Source organism: Thalassotalea hakodatensis (genome assembly GCF_030295995.1).
GTDB lineage: Bacteria > Pseudomonadota > Gammaproteobacteria > Enterobacterales > Alteromonadaceae > Thalassotalea_C > Thalassotalea_C hakodatensis.
On sequence record NZ_AP027365.1, the window covers coordinates 3,115,932 to 3,137,033 of the forward strand.

The following is a 21,102-nucleotide window of genomic DNA, read 5'->3' on the forward strand; positions in this document are numbered from 1 at the left end:
TATTATTAACCATAAATTTTTTCCGGTAACCATGTTACTAATTCAGGCCACTGCGCCAACACCATCAATAGTATCAACTGTATAATGATAAAGGGAATAACACCTTTGTATATTGAAGCAGTTTTCACCGCAGATGATGCTACGCCCCTTAAATAAAATAAAGCAAAACCAAACGGGGGCGTCAAAAAAGAGGTTTGTAAGTTGATGGCAATCATGATCCCTAACCAAAGCGGATCTACCCCCATCGATAGTAAAATGGGTGCAACAATGGGCACAACAACAAACGTGATCTCAATGAAATCAAGAATAAAGCCGAGCAAGAAGATAATCGCCATCACAATGATAATTGCGCCAACTACGCCACCTGGCATCTGTTGAAAAAAACTATGAACGAGATCTTCACCACCAAAACCACGAAACACTAAGGAAAATAAACTAGCACCGATAAAAATTAAAAATACCATTGAGGTAATTTTTAAGCTGCTATCCATCACCGCTTTTAAATTAATCAATGTTAATTGTCTCTGCCATAGCGCTAACAAAATTGAGCCTGTTGCACCAACTCCTGCTGCTTCAGTTGGCGTGGCAAAACCTAATAAAATAGAGCCTAGCACTGCAACAATCAGCAATAAAGGTGGGATCAATGCTGAAAACATTAACTCAATAATTGAGCGTTCCTGTTTAATATCTTTGATATCTTGCACGGTTAAACTCGGCACTTGTTCAGGTTTAATCACTGAATATATGACACAGTAAAGTAAGTACATGCTAACTAATATCAGTCCTGGTATTACTGCACCAGCAAATAAATCCCCTACTGAAACGGTTTCTGGGCTAAATATGCCCATATTCAACTGTGCCTGTTGATAGGCGCTTGATAACACATCACCTAATAACACTAAGGCAATTGAAGGTGGAATAATCTGTCCTAATGTACCCGTTGCACAAATAATTCCCGTTGAAAATTGTGGGCTATAACCACGTTTAAGCATGGTAGGTAATGATAATAACCCCATAGTTACTACTGTTGCACCGACAATACCGGTGCTTGCAGCAAGTAACATTCCCACTAGTGTTACTGAAATCCCTAAACCACCTTTAAAACGCCCTAATAAAATCGACATGGCATTCAGTAGATTTTCAGCAATTTTTGCCCGTTCAAGCATGGCTCCCATAAAAACAAAGAGTGGAACCGCTAATAACGTTTGATTATTGATCACCCCAAAAATACGGTTTGGCAATGCGTTCAAGAAACCCGCTTCAAAAACCCCAACGCTCCAACCAATACCTGCAAAAATTAACGAGGTACCAGCCAAGGTTAACGCCACCGGGTAACCAAATAACAACACAATACAAACAACAAGAAACATCACTAAAGACAAATATTCCATTATTTGTGCTCCTGACTTTCTTGTATTTGCTTAAGGCTTCTGAGTAACTCGGCAATACCTTGAATACCTAATGTTAAGGCAAGCAATATTAATAATGATTTACTTAAAAAGACAAATGGCAAGCCGCCGGCTTCGCCTGAAGCTTCTAATATTCGCCAAGACGTTGCTACGTAATCCCAACTGATCACTGCAATGGTAATACACACAGGCAACAACAATAACAGGCTGCCAAAAAAGTTGACGTGGGCTTTATTTCTCGGCGAAAATTTTTGATAAAAAATATCAACACGAACATGTCCATCATGTTTTAACGTATAAGCTGCTCCCAGCATAAAGGCAAAACCATGAAAATACAGCACGGATTCTTGCATGGCTATCCAGCCAATATTGAAACCATACCGCAATATAACAATGGTAAACGTGAGTAACACCATGATTAAGGAAAACCAGGAAATAATACGGCCAGTATATTCAGTAAAAGTATCGAGATGTTTAACAAAAGATTCTAGTTTAGACACAGACATATTAGTCAATAATTTTTCTTATTTTTGTACGTTACAGCTTAGCAAGCTTTTTCATCGCAGGAAACAAAAAAGCCATAAGATAACATCACCTTATGGCTCTATTGGAATAACAGCTACATAAATTAGATACGCTGCTCTTTTTTACTGCCGCCTAAACACTTTGGTGATAGCGGCGTGTTATCGGCATAATATTCTAGCCATTCTTTTTCAGTATATGTATGCAATGCTAATGCGTGAATGTGCTCAGATAACTCTTCTGATAGCGTCGCGTTCACTGCTCTATGACGTTTAATTAACCGCTCTCCTTCAAAAGATTTAGAAACGATAATAACTTTAAAGTGTGATTCACTGCCGGGTGCTACATTATGTTGGTGACTTTCATTAACAACATCTAAGTGAATGGGAGAAAATGCCGACAAGAGTTTTTCTTCAATGACAACTTCGATACTCATAAAATTCCCTTGTTATTTTTCATCATGCTCAGGCTTAAGTTTAGTTAGCCATGATAATTTAGCCATCTATCTAGATGGCTAAATTATCGCTTAAAACACTAACTCTTTGCTAGTAAAACTAAAATTTATTTAATTATTTTTCGAAAGGTTAAATTAATCCGCATTGGTGCATAAATACGTGATTTAAGTACAGCATGTTGCCAATACTTCTGAGTATTTCCTTTCATAATCAACAAACTACCAGATGGTAATTTAAACTTATGTGATAAAGGCTTGAACTTATGTTTTAAGTGAAAAAAGCGCTCTGCACCCAACGACAACGACGCTATCACAGGCATTTCACCTAATTCTGGCTCGTCATCACTATGCCAACTCACTGAGTCTTGATGATTCCGATAGCAATTGACTAAAACAGAATTAAACTCTGCATTTGTCGCTTCACTTATTTGCTGTTTCAACGTAAGTAATTGATTAGTCCAAGGCAACGGCGCCATTGTTAATTGTGAATAGGTATAATCCGTACCTTGATCACCATACCATGCCTGTAACCGAGGTACTTTAACAGGCTTTCCGTACATCATTAATTCATCATGCCGCCAAGGTATGTCGGCGTATAGTTGTTGAGCCAATACCTTACTTTCAGACAATGCAATAAAATTAGGTAAAAAGGTAACATCAGCATCAGTTAGTGGAATTTTAATAACAAGCTCTTAATTTTATATAGAGTCGATACACGAATTTTGGCACAATGTACTTTCTGCTTCCAGCCAATCCGCACTGTATAAACATCATGATTAGCCCTTTTATTGTAAATGATCGAAACCTATTTTTAGAAAGATATCCCGCAAGCCAAGTAACACGTAGTTTACAAGCATGGGATTCTGCAGACGAATATATCATTAACCATGTTCAAGAATCGGGGTTACTGACCCACGAAAGTCATATTTTAGTGATGAACGATAACTTTGGTGCTATCTCGTTAAATTTTCCTTTGCAAAAAGTAACCACCGTTTCAGATTCATATATCAGTGAATGTGGCTTAAAGAATAATGCTGAACATAACCATCTATCGCTGGAAAATCTTACGCAAATAACCAGTGTAAGCGAGTTGCCCGCTGATGTTGACATTGTGTTGTATAAAATACCAAAAAGTAACAACTTACTGAAAGAACAACTGCAAAAGATTAGGCAAACTTTTAATAGTAAGCTGATATTTATCGCGGTAGATAAAGCGAAAAACATACACAGCAATACCTTAAAATATTTCGAGCGTTATTTAGGCACTACCACAACGTCATTAGCGGTAAAAAAGTCACGTTTAGTTTTTTCAGAACTTAACGCAGAAGTTACTGATACTACTTTTCCAATCGTAAAACGCTGGAAAACAGAAGTCCATCAATTTGAAATAGTCAATCATGCAAATGTCTTTGCCAGAGACAAATTAGATATTGGCGCTCAGTTGTTATTAGCACATTTACCCAATGTTGCTGAACATGAACATCTAATTGATTTAGGTTGTGGTAATGGCGTATTGGGATTACATATTCTAGCACAACAACCAAACGCGAAACTCACCTTTAGTGATGAATCATATATGGCAGTAGCATCAGCTCGAGACACTGTTGCGCATAACTTGCCACAGCTTCTAGATCAATGTCGTTTTATGATTAATGATTGTTTAACAGACGAGCAAGCATCAAGTGCAAATAAAATTTTATGTAACCCACCGTTTCATCAACAAAATGCCACTACTGATCATATTGCTTGGCAGATGTTCAACGACTGCTACCGTGTGTTGAAAAAAGGCGGAACATTAACCATTGTAGGTAACAGACAACTTGGCTATCACATCAAATTAAAGCGTATTTTTGGTAACGCAACGTTAATCGCCAGTAATAAGAAATTCGTGATCTTCTCTGCGAAAAAATAAAATGCTCGAAACTAAGTGTCGAGCATTTTATATACCCACGTTAAATAGGTTAACGCGGTAAACCGTTACTTGTGGTTTAATTAAAAGCTATAACGTGCTTCAAAGCTAACGTAACGAGCGCCTAAACGCCCTGTAGTCATGCCCCAATTTGGGTTTTCTTCAATACCATTATCACCATCACGAGAAAATGCTTGTTGTATAGACGTTTGCGTATCAAAATTAAAGACATTATAGATTGTCGCTTTCAACATTAAGTCGCCTTCACCGATGTTAGTGTTGTACGCTAAACTCATATCGAATTCTTTCAGCCAGTCAGTTTCACCGTAAACACCTCGAGGAGCTGGATTACCCTCTGCGTCATAAAACGATACATGTCCATACCCTGCACCAGAACAAGCTTCCCAAACAGAACCGGCAGCACAACTGTCAACACCCAATGGATGACGAGAGAACTTACTGAACGGTGCACCTGAAGCAATGCGCGTGTTAAAGCCAAGTGTTAATTCATCATTAATTTGATAGTAACCATTTAACTTAAATGAATGACGGCGATCATTAGGTAAATTACCATTTGAATGATCCATCAACTCAGCGTAGTCATATGAAGTAGTCCAACCTGGATCAGCCTGGCCATTATCAGTACGCACTAAGCCTTCTGTATTACCCCAGCTATGTGACCATGTATAAGAAGCGTTATAGTTAAACTTCTCACCTATTTTACCCGATAAGGTGTTTTCAATGGCAGCGTACTTACGTTCAGGTTCAGGTAAGCCAATATAACTCGCAGGAATATTAACTCTTTCTGCCACGCCATCACCGTCAAAGTCATAGCTGATGTCTAAGCCAGAACCTGGGTTATTAAGCACGTATGCGCTATTAGGAGCCCCTGACATACCGTTTTCTGCAAACCATTTTTGTAAAACAGGTGCATAGTCAGTATCTTCAATGGAACGTTTTAGCTCACGATAAATACCGCGAATACCGTACACTAAATCACCCTCCATAAATTCACTTTCATAACCGATAGTAAATTCATCTGAATACATAGATTCCATATCTTGGCTAGCAATTAAGGTAGGTTCACTAATACCTTCTTGCACAACATTTTCACCTAAATAATCCCCAACATTCGGTGCACCGTCGGCATCAAGAACAACCTCTCCGTTCGCATCAACTTGACCAAGTTCATAAAAACGTCTTACATCACGACGTTGGCCGCCTTGTGTAATGTTCATATTTGCAGATACAGGTTGAAAGTAGCGACCGAAAGTTGCATATACTTTTGAAGTTCCATCGCCCTCTAAATCATAAATAGCTTGTACACGCGGCGCAAACTGGCCTTTTACATCAACATATTTACGGCCGTCAGAAACGGTGTTGTATACATTTGAGTAACGTAAGCCCAGATTTAACACGAGTTGATCAGTCACAGCCCAAGTATCTTGAATATATAATGCGCTAGAGCTTACTTCTGAGTCTGTAAAGTCAGTACGTATACGCTGGCGAATATATGGGTCACCTACTGGATAATCTACAGGGTTGTTCGCCCATGCATAATAAACATCCCACCAACCAACTCGATCACCTACCCCGTTAGGGCTGTTTTCATACTCAATTGCAATATTGGTGTAATCAAAGCCAATTTTAATATCGTGATTTTCTAGCATCCAACTAAAATCTGCACGAAACTGATCACGTACAAACTCACTTTCAGTAATTGATGAAGCTGTTTCTCGAGAAACTTTAACCCAACCCCCTGTCAATTGTGACCATACAAGTGGGTCACTACTTGTTGCAGTATTATAAGTTTTGTCTTTGGTTCTACCTGCAACAACCTCGATTGACATGTCGTCATTTAAGATACCAGAATACGTTAAACCAAATATATCGCCGCCACTGCGTGATTTATAATGACTTAATTCTTCGCCAACATCTTGTGTTTCCCAATCATTGGCATACGTTTTACCTTTGCCTTTATTAGTAAAGCCAATCGCGGTTGCTGTAATTGAATGGTCATCATTAATAAACCAATCAAGTGTTGCTAAGTAACGATCTGCCGTGTTTTCACCAATATCAATGGTATTTCTACCCGCTGCATCGTACTCATTTTTTTGTGGCGCATAAATACCGTAGAAGAACAGTGAATCTTCAATTAATGCGCCACTTGCCCAAATTGAGGCACGAGTGAAAGTGCTTTCGTCTTGCTCCGTATTCGAAAAGTAATCCCCTTCAGTGGTTAACAAGTTATTATGCTGTGATTGTGTCGCAGCTGGATCGATACGGCCATATGCACCAAATTCCCATTCATTTGACCCTGACTTAGATACTGCATTAACAATCCCACCTAATGCACCACCAAACTCTGGTGCTACTCCACCCGTAATCACTTCAGTTTGTGCTACTGCTTCCCATGGAAGACCGATAGAACCAATACCTGTTTTTATTGATGTAATGTTAATACCATTTAGGTAATACGCATTTTCTGCTGAGGAGCTTCCCCCGACACTTGAAGCGCCAAAGCTGTTACTGCCAACTACACCTGGCGCAAGTAACGCGATAGATTCAAAACCAGTTTCAACGGGTAAGCGTTCAAGTTCTTCTGCAGTGATTACAATACCACCTGCTGAGGACTCCATATTAACAGGCGCAATTCGACTACCAGTAACTTGAATGGTTTCCATATCAGTACCGCTTGAATATAGCACCCCATTGTAAACAATGGCACTACCCACTTTAACGAGTAAATCTTGCGCTTGTATTTGTTCAAAACCTGACTTTTCAATGGTCATTGTATATAAGCCAATAGGTAACTTCCGAAGCGTATAATTACCATTCTCATCAGTAATTATCGTACGAGTAATACCTTTGGTTTTATGCTTCAAGGTGATAGTTGCACCTGCAAGTTGTTGATTACTTGCCGAAGAAACAACCCCTTTAACCGTACCGTTAAAAGCATCATTTGCAATAGTTGGTGTTGTAATCGCAACAGCTGACGCAACGGCTAATGCACAAGCTGAACGTTTTAATATTGTTTTTGTATTCATCATTATTGTGTTTCCTGAATTGTAACAGAGAACATAATGCACACTTATTTTTAATATATTGTATACATTATGCTCAACCGATACTACACCCCATTAACGCCACTGTAAAGATTGTATACATTATATTTACAATTAATATAATGTATTAAAAATTTATAACTAATAATAAATAGTACTATTAATATACATAAATAGAATTTGCCTATTGGCGGGGGAAATGAGAAGGATAAGAATTGAGTTTAACTAAGGTCTGTCGAACTTTTGAGATTGGACTTTGTTTGAACTAAACGCGAAGTGCAACAAACCTTAACCTGTTACATTTACCCTTTGATGTTTGATATTGATGCATGAATACACCTATTTTTTATGGTATTTCTTTAAAAAAGATCAACGTAAAAAGGTAAGAATCAACTAAGCTACCATATTCATCACACACGAATGTGTGATAATGTTAATCAAGGAATATTACAAACTATCAGAAGATTTACGGCTATTAACTCATGATAAAAACCTCATATTTTCGTCGCTTTTTCGCGATCGGTACGGTAATCGCTACGAGTGCTATAACCACAGCATGTAACACTACACCAAATGCTTTCATTGTTACTCCGCAATTACATTTGCAAACAAATACTCATTATTCTGGACAACATGCTTCTGTGTCAGTAGAAGATATGCGTACTGCACATCATGTATTAGAAATAATAAAAGACGACAGTGCAGCACATATCGTAACGTCTCGTACTCCTTTACAAACAGATATTGCTACTGCATTTTCTGCGGGCTTAAAAAAAAGTGGCTTAGATGTTTCACCAACGTCAGAAAATCAACTGCGCTTAGTGATAAATCAGGCAAAAATTACCGTTAAACAATCACTTTCCAAATATGCTAGTCGCTCTGTTATTCGTTTGACGGCTCAGTTTTCAGGGGGTGAAAAAACATTAACGAAAACCTTCAACAGCACTACCACTAGCAATGGTATTTTGAAAGCCGATATGGCAGTGCTTGAGCGAGATTTTAATCAACAACTTAGCTCTTTGCTAACACAAGTGGTGCAAGATCCAGAGTTACAACAATTTGTGCAAAAAAATTCAGTACGATAGGAAAATAATGAAATACTTACTTTTAATATTAACGTGCTTTATCCAACAAACGTTTGCGCAAAATATGGAGTTAGATCCTTACAATTTGTATCCAAAAGTAAAACTTGAAACCAATAAAGGTATGATAGTTGTTGAACTTGATCGTGTTAAAGCGCCTTTAACCGTTGATAATTTTTTAACCTATGTAGTGAGTGGCGAATATAACAATACTATCTTCCACCGTATTGTTGAAGACTATGTTGTACAAGGCGGTGGGTATGATACCGAGCTTAAAATAAAGAAAACTAATGGTGATATTGTCAACGAATCTGGAAATGGATTGAAAAACATTACCGGTACCATCGCCATGGCTAGAGCGCGCGAACCCCATAGCGCTAACCGACAGTTTTTTTTTAATGTTGGCGAAAACACAAATTTAGACCCAGGCAAGAGTTGGGGTTATACCGTATTCGGGTTAATCGTTGAAGGTGAAGAAATTGTCACTGAAATGGCAAAAGTAAAAACAGACTTTAACGAAGAACTTGGTTGGGAAGATGTCCCCATTGAACAAGTAATATTAGTAGAAGCAACCTTATTACTTGAAGAACAATAAACCAGTTAGACAAGCTACCTGTATTGCGGGCTACTCTTTGTGCTCGCATTCTTCTATTTGTCCCAACAGTAATACGCGTTAAATTTTGACAGAATTCGATTTATCAACGATAACTAAATAGTACGTGTAGCAGCCTCCCAATAAAAATAACAATCAGACTTGCACACCATCTCAGCTAGTTCATATTACGGTAGCTCAAGCATACGCGAGAACTCAATTGGGGAAAGTCATGATCATTGAGCAGTTCATCAATGAAAAAATTTTACAAACAACAGCATACGTTAAAGCCGTCATAGACAACACATTACACTACACCGAACTTGACCGCTTCGTAAACGACACCATGGAAGAGTGGACACTCATCAACGTTACTGATGAAACCCCCGGTAGCGCAAAAGAGCGAGTGTTTTGGCATGTGATACATCAATTTTCACTACATGGCAGCCAATCGCTGCTCACTAATTTATATTTTCAAAGTGAAATAAAAACCTGTATTGAGTTTTTTGAAGGTATTGGCAGCTACCCTATTGATTGCATAGGTTGGCGCCCGTTAGCGTAAAAACTATATTTGTGTACATATTTTACTTCTGTCCCTTTTTAGAACCTGTTACCCTGCTAGCAGCTTTACTTACCGTAAAATAAATTTCAGTGCAAAGTATTAAACAAACGCTTCTCTACTTTAAAAATAAACGCTTATTAACAGTTTTCTTCTTTGGCGTGGCCAGCGGCTTCCCTTGGGTAATGATAGGCTCAGCAATGACCGGCTGGTTAAAAGATGAAGGCCTAAGCCGTTCAAGTATCGGATTATTTGGTTTAATATTTGCTGCTTATAGTATTAACTTTTTATGGTCTCCCTTAGCCGACAGAATAAAGCTACCCTGGCTAACCGCTAGCTTTGGACAACGACGTAGTTGGATTATCGCGACCCAAGCCATTATAGTATTGGCTGCACTACAGCTTAGTGCCTTTGATGTAAAACATCAGTTGCACTTAATGGCATTTTTCGGCTTGGTTATCGCTATTGCCGGAGCCACACAAGATATCGCAATTGATGCTTATCGTATTGATATTCTACAAGCAAAAGATAACAATTTAATGGCTGCGGGTTCGGCTATGGCTACCGCCGGCTGGTGGACTGGTTACGCAGGTCTAGGCAGCATTCCGTTTATTTTAGCCAGTGACCCTCAATGGCAGTGGTCAGAAGTATTTTTAGTGCTAGCCTTAATAATGTTACTACTAATGTTAACTGCTTTTATCGTAAAAGAACCAAATGAAAACAACCGTGAAGCAGTGCTGAATAAAATACAAACCGATTACGTAAAGGTATTACCCCATTACACGCGTGAAGCTTGGCTTATTTTACTCATTATCCCGCTGATTTTCTCTGCGATTATTTACGCTAATATTGGCTATCCAAGCTGGCCAGACAATGTGATCAGCACAACCTATCGATTTCATGCCTTATCAATAACCGTTGTCGGTTTAATCGCATTATTTTATCGCCAATTAACCAGGCTTAATCGCAGTATTTCCCATCATGAATTGATTGATAATAGTAACCCAAGTATTCAACGAGTACATAAGCTTACTGCTTGGTTATTAGCTACATTAGTTTCCCCCATACAAGAATTTTTTACCCGAAATGGCACCAAATTAGCGTTTTCAATTTTGATGTTTATTTTTCTCTTTAAGATTGGCGAAGCGTACTTAGGGCGTATGTCGATCGTGTTCTATCGTGAGGTAGGTTTTTCCAACGAAGATATTGCTTATTATTCGAAACTCATTAACTGGGGCACTACAATCGTGTTCTCTTTATTAGGGAGTATATTCACTATACGTTTTGGTATTTTAAAAGGGTTATTTATTGGCGGTATTGCGATGTCTGCGAGCAACTTGCTCTTCTCTGCGATGGCGGTAGTAGGCCCAGATAAAGCACTATTCGCCCTAACGGTCTTTGTTGATGGCTTTACTTCGGCTTGGGGATCGGTCGCCTTTGTTGCATTGCTTTCAGTGCTTTGTAATAAAAGCTTTACTGCGAGCCAATATGCATTAATGGCATCATTAGGTACCTTTGGAAGAGTTATGGTCGGTTCGTATTCTGGCATTATTGTAGATTGGCTTGATGGCAATTGGGCATTATTTTTCATATTGACTTCCGCTATGGTGATCCCTAGTTTGCTGTTTTTATACAGTATTAGAAAACCATTAACAGCACTTATTGAGCAACAAAACAAAGTAAACGGGTAGTTAGATAAACATTTATTCAGAGCTTTCGTGAGGCTCTGAGTTCTCCTTTTCCTTTTTTATTTGTTGCTGCTTTATTTTTTCTAATTTTTTTATTTCTTGTGGCGGAATAGGAAATATAGAAATTAACGGGAAAAGTGCCAGAAAAATAAATGCGCCTTTTGGCATCTTTTTACTCCACTTCACCAAGCGAAACATCACAAAACCGAGCAAGCAACAACTGATAATAATCAACAAGACTGTAATAAGTCTAACACTCAAAAAATCCATATTTTCACCAAGTTCCCCATTTCTTTCAATGATATATGGGTAACTAGGTATTAATACAACACATAAATAAAGGTAGACTTTTAAGCGTTACGCCCAGCCGATAATTAATGTTTTACGCTTTTTATCAACTTTCAGTGCAAATAGCGCTAAAATAAACTACCATACTGTTATTAATCAATCACTTGATGTTTAAATATGATCCGTCTTTTTTTCTTATTACCCATAATCATGTGCGGCGTTTGGTGGTGGTACCTCAACGCTAAAGGATACACAGTTAAAGAGGGTATTAAAGGGTTTGCTTATATTATTACCTTTAATGCGGTAATCATCGCTTTTTTTGTTCTCATGCTTTTTGTCACCCACCCTTAACACAAGCCTGTTTCCATTCACATCTGTAGGCTTGGCTTACTCAAAATAAATAACCACACTTACTAAAGTCTGTAGTAATCAACTAAGCATTTAATGTACCTGACCCCATTTTCCAGCTTAAAATATGCAGCCTGAACCCTTGTGTTAGATACAAAATTTCTATTGCACTGCGAAAGTTAAGGTTATTAAGTCTTGTCATCAAGCGTAAATATTTCCTCTACTTTGGTATCAAATAATTCCGCCAGTTTTAAGGCCAAACCCACAGAGGGCATGTAAACACCTCTTTCTAAAGTACTAATTGTTTTGCGTGAGACCAATACTTTTTGTGCCAACTCTTGCTGGGTAATATCCAACTTGGCGCGCCAGACTTTGATGCAGTTGTTTACTTTATAACTCATGCGTCTTTTTCCAACAATAAATAGCTAATTAAGGTGGACGCAACCGCGACCAAAAGAACAGACCTCGCCACTAAGGTGCCACTTAAGGCAAAGTTTTGGGCGAACTCATCAAACAATATTGATGCCCCAAAAAGCAAGGCGGTTGTACCAAGTGTAATGACTAGTCCGTAAGACATTGCCCGAAGTCTGATCAGTTTTGTACGCTCATCGTTAATTTGATGATTTAAAGCCAGATTATTTTTTAGAAACCGACCTATTTTAATGAAATAAAGAATAAAGCCAACCCAAGCAAGTGCCCCCAGCAAGTTGATTAATTGAAATACAAATAGAACATAAGGGTGAAGAATGTCAGTGAAATGATCGCCCATTATTTGCCCTAGTTGCCAGCCAATAAAACTGAAAATGAGTCCTTTCAGTGCAAAAAATTTTTTCTTTTCATATTGTTCAAGCTGCTCTATCGAGTGTGCTGTTTGCTCAGTATTTTTCATATTCGACACCTTTTTCGACCCTTATGACACCCTAAGGTTACATTGAGGTAACTTTAGGTGTCAAACATTAATTTATATTTGATGCAGCTTAACTAATTTATCGGCTTGTCCGATATTGGATAATCAATCAAGGGTAAAGTCTTTGGCAGTGGTGAGCAAATAGCGAGGTAAGCGAGTCGGTGCGATGTCGCGGTTATTTCCTTTCTTACTGGGTGATGGACGTACTGTCTCATTTATAGTTCAAGCATATATCACCTGATGAAAAAACCTTTGCTCAAACACAAAAACTGACTTTATCTGACCCACGTATTGTGAGCAGCCAGTAATGATAATAGTGATCATACATAGGCACGTGGAAGGCGAGTGTAAAAATTGATTATTTCTTATTAAGGATATAGGAAGTATAAACCACCTTTTTGCTCCTCTGGTTAAGTATCATACCTGAAACTCCCTCACTCATTTACCGTCAAGTCCCCATTTCACCGCTGGACCAGCTCAAATCACTCTTATTATGTTCGGTTTAGAATAAAGTCTCTGACTGGTAGTTCGCTGGATGTAAGTTTCTCTCTGGCCGCTGTGAATACTGGCAAAATAGGCTTTGATGTCGTTAATCAAAGAACTTTGCGCGTTTAGCTAATACCATATTTCCCACCTAAAAATGATGATTTACCATGAAAAATAATTATATAAAGCACCACTTCATGAATTATGATTACAAACTATATTGTGCGTGAAAAACAATTACGGAGCGTGAAATGTGATTATATTTAACGCACTAGTGTGAATTATGGTTATTTGTTAGTGGATACCAAAGCAATTTATTACTAATTCAAATTATAAAAAGGGGAATGCAAATGCAACCTCCTTGGCTGGGTTAGAATATGCTGTCATCACTTAACGCAGATGGATGAGATTTACCATAGACCTCAATCGACTTTGACCGTTACATCCAACTTTACTTTCAAAAAATTGAAAATTAACTAGAGCTATGTGACGATCGTGTAATTTTTGATAGGCTAAAGAAAAACTCGAATAAAGAATATTCATGAATTATAAAGCCCTATGTACTGTTTTTTGTTTTCTGTACTTTCCAAGCATTTTTGCTAAAGAATTAGCGATTACTTTTGATGACTCACCAAGACATGCAAATGGTTATTTAGATGGTAAAACCAGATCGCAATTATTGATTAAACAATTGGCCAAGCACAATGTACCGCAAGTCGCTTTTTTTTCAGTGTCTAACAGGTTAGATGCAGAAGGAACTGCACGATTAAGACGTTATGCGAGTGCTGGACATATCATAGCAAACCATACGGATAGTCACCCTAACATCAACCAATCAAATCTAAATGATTACGGTGATGACTTTTTACAAGCTCACACCAAACTCCACTCATATGATAACTTCCGTTCTTGGTTCAGGTTTCCATATCTGAGAGAAGGAGACAACTTAGAAAAACGCAATGGAATGCGACAATTATTAACTAAATACCGTTACAAAAATGCTTATGTTTCGTTGAACAATTACGATTGGTATATTGAAAGCTTATTTCAGCAGGCGGTCAAACAAGGTATAAAGATTGATATGCAACGCATGGAAAAATTTTATGTGGAGCAACTAATAGAAAGCATAACCTACTATGATGACATGGCAATTAAGCACTTAGGCCGCTGCCAAAGCACGTATTATTACTGCATGAAATGGATATCTCTGCCCTTTTTATCGGCGGACTAGTAGATGAACTTAGAAGGCAGGGATGGAAAATTATATCTGTGGATGAAGCGTATACTGACGAAATTGCTAACTATAAAACAGAAAATATATTCAAGTTCAACCCAGGTCGAATCGGTGAAATCGCAAAAGATAACGGGCAAAATAAAAATTTATGGCATCATAGCCTGAATGAGAACTACCTTGAAGAAAAGTTCAAACAACAGGTACTTTTACATTGAAAGCTTCATATGCAGTTGCATTATTATTGCTAGGAGGTTTACTTCTTAATAGCCTATTTGTTGTCGCTAATAGTGAAGCTTCCCAACATGTTATTACTTACCACAAAGGTGCAAGAGCTTTTATCAATGTGCAGCTAATAGATGGTACAGGTGAGAAGGTAAAGTACGATCAAACTATTCTCGTTGTGAATGATCGCATAGTAAAAATAGGCGACACTAGCAAATTAAACATTCCCTCTGGCTACGAAATCGTTAACGTAAAAAATCACACCGTGATACCTGGATTTATTGGCGTTCATAACCACTTGCATATTTCTGGTCATAAATATAATGGCGATAATATAGCTAAGCTATATTTAGCCGCAGGTGTCACAAGTATTCAAACAGTAGGCTCCGCGTTTCCAGAGAAAGAAATTGCTCTAGCGAGTGACATAGCCTTAGGTCAAAAACTTGGACCCGAAATTATTGCTAGTGGCCCTTATTTTACCGGCTCTGATGGTAACAATAATATGCAACAAGTAAATAAAGCTAAAGATATTGCTAAAACTTTAAAATACTGGAAAGACAAAGGCGTAAAATGGATTAAAGTCTATAGACATATAGAGCCTACTCAGTTACAAACGATAATCACTGAAGCACATAAATTAAAACTCTTCGTGACTGGTCATCTTTGCTCGATAACCTTTGCAGAAGCTATCAACATGGGCATTGATGGGATACAGCACGGCCTCAACAGCGCGAGTGATTTTAGAACGAATAAAACATTTGGACAATGTAATGGCGGCCGTGAATACATAGATATTATTGATGTTGCTAGTCCCAAAGTTAAAGCTCTACAACAGTTAATGATCTCTAATAATGTATTTTTAACGTCCACCTTGTCTATTTTCGAATCATCTATTTCGCACCGTTCGCAAGCTGACCAACGGAGTATTCTACTCATGTCAGAACAAATGAAACAACGCTATCAAAGTTCACAGCAACATAAAGGCAAAAGCGACCATCAACGAGAGCAAAGACTTAAACGAATTATGGCATTTGATTACCAATTCTACAACATGGGTGGACTGCTTGGTGCTGGAGTAGATGCTGGACGATTCTTATTACCAGGTTATGGCGATCAACGTAACTTTAAACTTTTTCTGGAAGCCGGATTCAGCACAGAACAAGCGATACAAGTGATGACATACAATGGTGCTAGGATCCTAAAAAGGAATGATATCGGTTTAATTAAAGAGGGAAAACGTGCAGACTTCTTAATTTTAACAGGAAGCTTAAAGAAAAACCCAAATGTGATCAATAATATTAAAACTGTATTTAAACAAGGTGTTGGATACAGCACAGATAGCATTGAAGCATCCCTACAGCATAAAATAGGGCAATAAGAAGCTATCAGAGGTTACTAGATAACGCCTGTTCGCTTTAGCTTTTAGAGAACTTCATCTAAGTATTTTTCATACAGTATCAGACCAATCTAACGAAATATATTTGAATAATTATCGTTTTTTCATTAAAAAGCACTAACGGGAATACGATTAGTGCTTTTGTTTATTTTGTTAACTGGTGTCGATTAGAAAATCGAACGGAATGATGAGCGGCCACCTCGGCGTGTAGACCTACGGTTACGCATACGGCTATGAAGTTCACGTCGTTTTGCATCTAACCAATCTTCGGTAGTAATTGGTGCGTCACCAGAGCGTGCTTGCTCTCTTTCACGATAAGCACAGAACTCTTCAAACGCTTCAATATCATCTTTAAGTTCTTCGGCCACGAGTTCAATCATGATGGCATCATCTAAAAAGCCTAATGCTGGAATATGATCAGGCACGAGATCTTCAGGATCACTAAAATAAGCAAGTGCTGTAAGTACGTCGTTTTTTTCTTCTTCTGGTATTTGCCATTCACTATCTTCAATCATCGCGACTAGCGTTTCTAATTTTTTAATACGCTCACTAACAAAAGCAGGAACACCACCTTTTACATCTTCGCTTAATTTACGCGCATTATCTAAAATACTTGCTTGTGATAATACTTTTGCTCCTTGTTGAGCTTTCTTCATTACATCACGAAAATGGTCTAGATCTGAATCTGATAATTCAAAGGTCACTTCAAACGCCATTATAATTCTCCTACTGTTGGCTTTTTTGTGAGAAATTCTCAATAGACTAAATTTAACAGAACATTTTGCATTCATCACGTAAAAGATACGAATTCATGACAATATCTTTAAAAAATTGCTACTGCCGCTAACAATGAACTGATAATATTAACTTTTTTAATGTGTTTTTATTATTATGGATCACGAACAGCAGCTTCAAAGAAGTCCTCCTGAGGCATCCGCTCAACCACACATCAAAGAATGTGATAACTGTCATGCGCCAATAAACGGGCCTTATTGTTCGCAATGTGGGCAAGAGGCTGAATCAACATTGACATATTTTTGGACGGTCATTCTACATATTCTAGACGATATATTTAGCTTTGATTCACGCGCTAATCGAACATTATTGCCCTTGTTATTTCGCCCTGGCTTTTTAACTAATCAATACTTTGCAGGTCATAGGGTACATTATATTCCCCCGCTTAGACTTTATTTGTTTATCAGTATTATCTTTTTTATCTCTTTAAAGTTTTTTGCTTCCGCAGATTTACAATCAGAACATACTAAGGAAATTGAAAGTTTATCAAAGGAAATTAGTAAAATTGAGGCAATTTATAAAGCACAAGAAGCCACAGTAAACATTTCTGATAAGCTAACGTTATTAGCCTCTTTAGAAAGTAAACTTGCTGATATAAAAGGAAAGGACACCATTAATAATCGTAATTTTTACCTATTAATACAAAAACTAGTTGAAGCGGAAAAAAAACAAACCACAGCAAAGAAATTAACCGTTGAGGAGCAAGAACAATATCAAAAGCTTGTCGCTAAATGGCAGAATGTTCTCGCAGGAAAGGCTGAGCCAAACAACACAGGTGGTGTGCAATTTAGCAATAATCCCGATGGTACTTTTACGTTTAATTGGTTAACCCCGAGTGCAAATAAAAAACTTGAACAAGCAACCAACACCATTGAGAAAAAGGTACAAAACTCATCTTTAGAGCAACTATTTGAGCAAGCGTTAGATAAATTGCCGCAACTAATGTTTGTGTTACTACCTATTTTTGCCGTGTTATTGAAAATAATGTATATGTTTTCAAAAAGACTTTATTTAGAACACCTGACCGTTGCTTTACACAGCCACAGTTTTATCTTTTTAGCCGTGTTATTAATTGAATTAATATCTTTGCTTCAAGATATGCTGCCACCTTCAAGCGGCATTATGGTTGATGGCTTACAATTTATTATTACCCTCGGCATCATTTGGATACCAGTTTACTTATACCTCATGCAAGTGCGTGTGTATCAACAAGGTCATTTTTTCACGCTGCTCAAGTATGGAGTCATAGGAATAATTTATATACTGTTATTAACTATCGCCTTTTTAATCGCTTTTATTTGGGGGGTGACAGACCTTCCTAGTTAGCGGACACATCCTGTTGATATCCACAAAAAAAGGCAATCAATCGATTGCCTTTTTCAATATGAACGTTATTTTTACTCAGCAACTGGTCTCATATGCGGAAATAAAATAACGTCTTTAATCGTTGGAGAATCTGTAAATAACATCACTAATCGATCGATGCCAATACCTTCACCGGCTGTTGGCGGCATACCATGCTCTAAAGCACGAATATAGTCATCGTCAAAATGCATTGCTTCGTCATCGCCAGCGTCTTTTTCTTCTACTTGCTTACGAAAACGCTCTGCTTGATCTTCTGCATCATTTAATTCTGAAAAGCCATTAGCAAGTTCTCGACCACCAACGAAAAACTCGAAGCGATCAGTAATGAAGGAATTCTCGTCATTGCGACGTGCTAACGGTGACACTTCCCAAGGGTATTCTGTGATAAACGTAGGTTGATCAAGCTGATGTTCAGCTAATTCTTCGAAGATCTCACAGATATATTTACCTGGCCCCCACACTTTTGCCGCATCACCTTCTTTCACATGTGCTTTCTTCGCTAAAGCCTTAATGGTATCAACGTTATTTTCAGGATCACGCAATGCCGCTTCATCTTCTGAAGTTATTATTCCTTCTGGCGCATATTTTAGAATGGCGTCAACCATTGATAAACGAGCGAATGGTTTACCAAAGTCATAAAATTTTTCTTCAACCACTTCACCATCAGCGTTCTTCACCGTATTACGGATCATGCTTGTGCCTAATACCTCTTCGGCAACTGTGCGAAGCATTTCTTCGGTTAAATCCATCAAGTCATTATAATCAGCATACGCTTGATAGAATTCAATCATGGTAAATTCTGGGTTATGACGCGTTGATAAGCCTTCATTTCTAAAGTTACGGTTAATTTCGAAGACACGCTCAAAACCACCGACAACTAAACGTTTTAAGTATAGCTCTGGCGCGATACGCATAAACATTTCAACGTCTAAGGCATTATGATGAGTTACAAATGGTTTTGCCGTTGCACCACCTGGAATGGTTTGTAGCATTGGCGTTTCAACTTCCATAAAGTCACGTTCGGCTAAAAAGCGACGTATACCTTCAACAACTTTCGAACGAACTTTGAAAGTATCACGTGTGTCTTCATTGATGATCAAATCAACATAACGTTGACGGTATTTTGTTTCTGTATCTTGTAAGCCATGAAATTTTTCAGGTAACGGGCGCAATGATTTCGTTAATAACTGGTATTCATCCATATTAACGTACAAGTCACCTTTGCCTGATTTATGCAAAGTACCCGTTACACCAATAATGTCACCAATATCTAACAAGCCCCAACGCGCTTTAATATCTTTTTGTACATTTTTATCTGCATAAGCTTGCACGCGACCTGTCATATCTTGAAGCACCATGAATGGGCCACGCTTCGCCATTACGCGGCCAGCAATGCTATAAACGTCAGTTTCAGATTCAAGCGTTTCTTTATCTTTCTCGCCGTGTGCAGCTTGTAAATCAGCTGCATAGTGTTTTCGATCAAACTTGTTTGGGTGGCCATTGGCCGAACAGTTTTCTCGAATTTGCGCTAATTTGCCGCGACGCTCGGCAATCAATTTATTTTCGTCTTGAATTTGCTCTGTCATTTGAATTCTCAAGTGTTACTTATGCTTCCCCAATAAAACATTGGGCATGTTTTTATGTACTACAAACCCGATTTAAGGCTTGCCTCAATAAATTTATCTAAATCGCCATCGAGTACAGCTTGTGTATTGCGGTTCTCAACACCGGTTCGTAAATCTTTAATTCTACTGTCATCAAGTACGTAAGAACGTATTTGGCTTCCCCAGCCAATATCAGACTTACCATCTTCTAGTTCTTGCTTACTTTCGTTTTGTTTTTGAATTTCCATTTCATACAATTTTGCTTTTAATAGCTTCATGGCTGTTGCACGGTTTTTATGTTGCGAGCGATCACTTTGACATGCCACAACTGCACCAGTAGGAATATGCGTAATACGAATAGCAGAGTCTGTTTTGTTTACATGTTGCCCACCAGCACCAGATGCTCTGAAGGTATCAACACGTAGATCAGCAGGGTTAATATCAATGTCGATATTGTCATCAATTTCTGGATAAATAAACGCTGAGGCAAATGAGGTATGTCTTCGACCGCTAGAGTCAAAAGGTGATTTTCTCACTAAACGGTGAACACCAGTTTCAGTGCGCAACCATCCGTAAGCATAATCACCCGTATATTTAATCGTACAGCCTTTTATACCAGCCACATCACCATCGGTTACTTCGATAACTTCGGTTTTGAATCCGTGAGCTTCACCCCAACGTAAGTACATACGCATCAGCATTTCAGCCCAGTCTTGTGCCTCGGTGCCGCCAGATCCTGATTGTATATCTAAGTAACAATCAGCGGCGTCTTGTTCGCCATAAAACATGCGGCGAAATTCTAGTTTTTCAAGGTTTTCGACTAAAACAGCAACTTCTTGTTGCGCATCTTCAAAGGTTTCTTCGTCGTCTTCTTCTACGGCTAGCTCAATTAATCCTTCAATATCTTCACAACCTGCTTCTAGCGTAGCAATGGTTTCTACCACGGCTTCTAGGTTAGCACGTTCTTTACCCAGCGCTTGCGCGCGTTCGGGCTCGTTCCAAACATCGGGTAATTCTAATTCCCTTACAACTTCAACAAGTCGCTCTGCTTTAAGATCATAGTCAAAGGTACCCCCGAAGCATCTGTGTGCGTTCGCGAATTTCTTTTATTTGATTTACTACTGGATTTACTTCAAACATAGCCATTTTCTGAAATTATTAGGGTTCTTTAGATAAC

General features: G+C 38.3%; 20 protein-coding genes. 9 read left to right on the forward strand and 11 right to left on the reverse strand.

From position 1 onward, the window contains the following. Positions 1–5: 5 nt before the first annotated feature. The 4 genes from QUE72_RS13810 to QUE72_RS13825 all read right to left on the reverse strand — a co-directional run bounded on the left by QUE72_RS13810 (position 6) and on the right by QUE72_RS13825 (position 3,068). Positions 6–1,391, reverse strand: a complete 1,386-nt coding sequence (locus QUE72_RS13810) for a TRAP transporter large permease (protein ID WP_286269602.1) — start codon at positions 1,389–1,391, stop codon at positions 6–8. Then, positions 1,391–1,915, reverse strand: a complete 525-nt coding sequence (locus QUE72_RS13815) for a TRAP transporter small permease subunit (protein WP_074497177.1) — start codon at positions 1,913–1,915, stop codon at positions 1,391–1,393. The genes QUE72_RS13810 and QUE72_RS13815 overlap by 1 nt, the downstream gene beginning before the upstream one ends. 122 nt (positions 1,916–2,037) lie before the next feature. Beyond that, positions 2,038–2,367 carry a BolA/IbaG family iron-sulfur metabolism protein gene (locus QUE72_RS13820; protein WP_074497174.1) on the reverse strand — a complete coding sequence of 110 codons (330 nt, stop codon included), beginning with the start codon at positions 2,365–2,367 and terminating at the stop codon, positions 2,038–2,040. A 125-nt stretch (positions 2,368–2,492) separates the two neighbouring features. Continuing rightward, positions 2,493–3,068 (reverse strand): alpha-ketoglutarate-dependent dioxygenase AlkB family protein, encoded by a 576-nt coding sequence (locus QUE72_RS13825; RefSeq protein WP_074497172.1) that lies wholly within the window; start codon positions 3,066–3,068, stop codon positions 2,493–2,495. Positions 3,069–3,157: 89 nt separating this feature from the next. Here QUE72_RS13825 and QUE72_RS13830 point away from each other — a divergent pair, with 89 nt between their 5' ends. Then, the gene (locus QUE72_RS13830; RefSeq protein ID WP_286269604.1) at positions 3,158–4,297 is read left to right on the forward strand and encodes a methyltransferase; all 1,140 of its coding nucleotides are present in this window, start codon (positions 3,158–3,160) and stop codon (positions 4,295–4,297) included. Positions 4,298–4,377: 80 nt separating this feature from the next. On the opposite strand, the gene QUE72_RS13835 is transcribed toward QUE72_RS13830, so the two are convergent. Further along, positions 4,378–7,344 (reverse strand): TonB-dependent receptor, encoded by a 2,967-nt coding sequence (locus QUE72_RS13835; protein ID WP_286269605.1) that lies wholly within the window; start codon positions 7,342–7,344, stop codon positions 4,378–4,380. Between the two features lie 497 nt (positions 7,345–7,841). Between QUE72_RS13835 and QUE72_RS13840 the strand changes: the two genes are divergently transcribed. The 4 genes from QUE72_RS13840 (at position 7,842) to QUE72_RS13855 (ending at position 11,283) form a co-directional block, all read left to right on the forward strand. Then, positions 7,842–8,444 carry a YajG family lipoprotein gene (locus QUE72_RS13840; RefSeq protein WP_286269606.1) on the forward strand — a complete coding sequence of 201 codons (603 nt, stop codon included), beginning with the start codon at positions 7,842–7,844 and terminating at the stop codon, positions 8,442–8,444. Positions 8,445–8,451: 7 nt separating this feature from the next. Then, on the forward strand, positions 8,452–9,036 hold the full coding sequence (locus QUE72_RS13845; protein ID WP_286269607.1) for a peptidylprolyl isomerase: 585 nt from the start codon (positions 8,452–8,454) through the stop codon (positions 9,034–9,036). A gap of 229 nt (positions 9,037–9,265) precedes the next feature. Beyond that, positions 9,266–9,595 (forward strand): hypothetical protein, encoded by a 330-nt coding sequence (locus QUE72_RS13850; protein WP_074497159.1) that lies wholly within the window; start codon positions 9,266–9,268, stop codon positions 9,593–9,595. Positions 9,596–9,684: 89 nt separating this feature from the next. Next, positions 9,685–11,283 (forward strand): AmpG family muropeptide MFS transporter, encoded by a 1,599-nt coding sequence (locus tag QUE72_RS13855; RefSeq protein ID WP_286269608.1) that lies wholly within the window; start codon positions 9,685–9,687, stop codon positions 11,281–11,283. A gap of 12 nt (positions 11,284–11,295) precedes the next feature. Here the strand turns inward: QUE72_RS13855 and QUE72_RS13860 are convergent, their stop codons facing one another. The 3 genes from QUE72_RS13860 to QUE72_RS13870 all read right to left on the reverse strand — a co-directional run bounded on the left by QUE72_RS13860 (position 11,296) and on the right by QUE72_RS13870 (position 12,805). Then, positions 11,296–11,550, reverse strand: a complete 255-nt coding sequence (locus tag QUE72_RS13860; RefSeq protein WP_083601926.1) for a hypothetical protein — start codon at positions 11,548–11,550, stop codon at positions 11,296–11,298. 554 nt (positions 11,551–12,104) lie between these two features. Then, on the reverse strand, positions 12,105–12,317 hold the full coding sequence (locus QUE72_RS13865; protein ID WP_074497155.1) for a helix-turn-helix transcriptional regulator: 213 nt from the start codon (positions 12,315–12,317) through the stop codon (positions 12,105–12,107). Further along, positions 12,314–12,805 carry a hypothetical protein gene (locus QUE72_RS13870; protein WP_286269611.1) on the reverse strand — a complete coding sequence of 164 codons (492 nt, stop codon included), beginning with the start codon at positions 12,803–12,805 and terminating at the stop codon, positions 12,314–12,316. Before QUE72_RS13870 ends, QUE72_RS13865 begins: the two co-directional genes overlap by 4 nt. A 1,045-nt stretch (positions 12,806–13,850) precedes the next feature. Here QUE72_RS13870 and QUE72_RS13875 point away from each other — a divergent pair. From QUE72_RS13875 to QUE72_RS13885, 3 genes are read left to right on the forward strand one after another with little or no spacing between them, the layout of a single operon-like run. Beyond that, positions 13,851–14,540, forward strand: a complete 690-nt coding sequence (locus tag QUE72_RS13875) for a polysaccharide deacetylase family protein (protein WP_286269613.1) — start codon at positions 13,851–13,853, stop codon at positions 14,538–14,540. Positions 14,541–14,578: 38 nt separating this feature from the next. Continuing rightward, on the forward strand, positions 14,579–14,758 hold the full coding sequence (locus QUE72_RS13880) for a hypothetical protein (RefSeq protein ID WP_286269614.1): 180 nt from the start codon (positions 14,579–14,581) through the stop codon (positions 14,756–14,758). Then, positions 14,755–16,143 (forward strand): amidohydrolase family protein, encoded by a 1,389-nt coding sequence (locus QUE72_RS13885; protein ID WP_286269617.1) that lies wholly within the window; start codon positions 14,755–14,757, stop codon positions 16,141–16,143. The genes QUE72_RS13880 and QUE72_RS13885 overlap by 4 nt, the downstream gene beginning before the upstream one ends. A gap of 185 nt (positions 16,144–16,328) precedes the next feature. Here the strand turns inward: QUE72_RS13885 and QUE72_RS13890 are convergent, their stop codons facing one another. After that, the gene (locus QUE72_RS13890) at positions 16,329–16,877 is read right to left on the reverse strand and encodes a YkvA family protein (protein WP_286269618.1); all 549 of its coding nucleotides are present in this window, start codon (positions 16,875–16,877) and stop codon (positions 16,329–16,331) included. A gap of 175 nt (positions 16,878–17,052) precedes the next feature. Between QUE72_RS13890 and QUE72_RS13895 the strand changes: the two genes are divergently transcribed. Continuing rightward, the gene (locus QUE72_RS13895; RefSeq protein WP_286269619.1) at positions 17,053–18,282 is read left to right on the forward strand and encodes a DUF3667 domain-containing protein; all 1,230 of its coding nucleotides are present in this window, start codon (positions 17,053–17,055) and stop codon (positions 18,280–18,282) included. A gap of 71 nt (positions 18,283–18,353) precedes the next feature. On the opposite strand, the gene lysS is transcribed toward QUE72_RS13895, so the two are convergent. Both lysS and prfB read right to left on the reverse strand, forming a co-directional pair. Continuing rightward, positions 18,354–19,907, reverse strand: a complete 1,554-nt coding sequence (gene lysS, locus QUE72_RS13900; RefSeq protein WP_286269621.1) for a lysine--tRNA ligase — start codon at positions 19,905–19,907, stop codon at positions 18,354–18,356. Between the two features lie 59 nt (positions 19,908–19,966). After that, positions 19,967–21,065 (reverse strand): peptide chain release factor 2 gene (gene prfB, locus QUE72_RS13905; protein ID WP_286269622.1). Its coding sequence is split into 2 segments (ribosomal slippage): positions 19,967–20,989 and positions 20,991–21,065, totalling 1,098 coding nucleotides; the frame shifts between segments, so codons are not numbered across the junction. Positions 21,066–21,102 lie beyond the last annotated feature (37 nt).

Bases quoted from the DNA above. Each gene is read 5' to 3' on its own strand.
- QUE72_RS13810 (WP_286269602.1), bottom strand. From the start codon at position 1,391: ATGGAATATTTGTCTTTAGTGATGTTTCTTGTTGTTTGTATTGTGTTG.
- QUE72_RS13815 (WP_074497177.1), bottom strand. From the start codon at position 1,915: ATGTCTGTGTCTAAACTAGAATCTTTTGTTAAACATCTCGATACTTTT.
- QUE72_RS13820 (WP_074497174.1), bottom strand. From the start codon at position 2,367: ATGAGTATCGAAGTTGTCATTGAAGAAAAACTCTTGTCGGCATTTTCT.
- QUE72_RS13830 (WP_286269604.1), top strand. From the start codon at position 3,158: ATGATTAGCCCTTTTATTGTAAATGATCGAAACCTATTTTTAGAAAGA.
- QUE72_RS13835 (WP_286269605.1), bottom strand. From the start codon at position 7,344: ATGATGAATACAAAAACAATATTAAAACGTTCAGCTTGTGCATTAGCC.
- QUE72_RS13840 (WP_286269606.1), top strand. From the start codon at position 7,842: ATGATAAAAACCTCATATTTTCGTCGCTTTTTCGCGATCGGTACGGTA.
- QUE72_RS13845 (WP_286269607.1), top strand. From the start codon at position 8,452: ATGAAATACTTACTTTTAATATTAACGTGCTTTATCCAACAAACGTTT.
- QUE72_RS13850 (WP_074497159.1), top strand. From the start codon at position 9,266: ATGATCATTGAGCAGTTCATCAATGAAAAAATTTTACAAACAACAGCA.
- QUE72_RS13860 (WP_083601926.1), bottom strand. From the start codon at position 11,550: ATGGATTTTTTGAGTGTTAGACTTATTACAGTCTTGTTGATTATTATC.
- QUE72_RS13865 (WP_074497155.1), bottom strand. From the start codon at position 12,317: ATGAGTTATAAAGTAAACAACTGCATCAAAGTCTGGCGCGCCAAGTTG.
- QUE72_RS13870 (WP_286269611.1), bottom strand. From the start codon at position 12,805: ATGAAAAATACTGAGCAAACAGCACACTCGATAGAGCAGCTTGAACAA.
- QUE72_RS13875 (WP_286269613.1), top strand. From the start codon at position 13,851: ATGAATTATAAAGCCCTATGTACTGTTTTTTGTTTTCTGTACTTTCCA.
- QUE72_RS13890 (WP_286269618.1), bottom strand. From the start codon at position 16,877: ATGGCGTTTGAAGTGACCTTTGAATTATCAGATTCAGATCTAGACCAT.
- QUE72_RS13895 (WP_286269619.1), top strand. From the start codon at position 17,053: ATGGATCACGAACAGCAGCTTCAAAGAAGTCCTCCTGAGGCATCCGCT.
- lysS (WP_286269621.1), bottom strand. From the start codon at position 19,907: ATGACAGAGCAAATTCAAGACGAAAATAAATTGATTGCCGAGCGTCGC.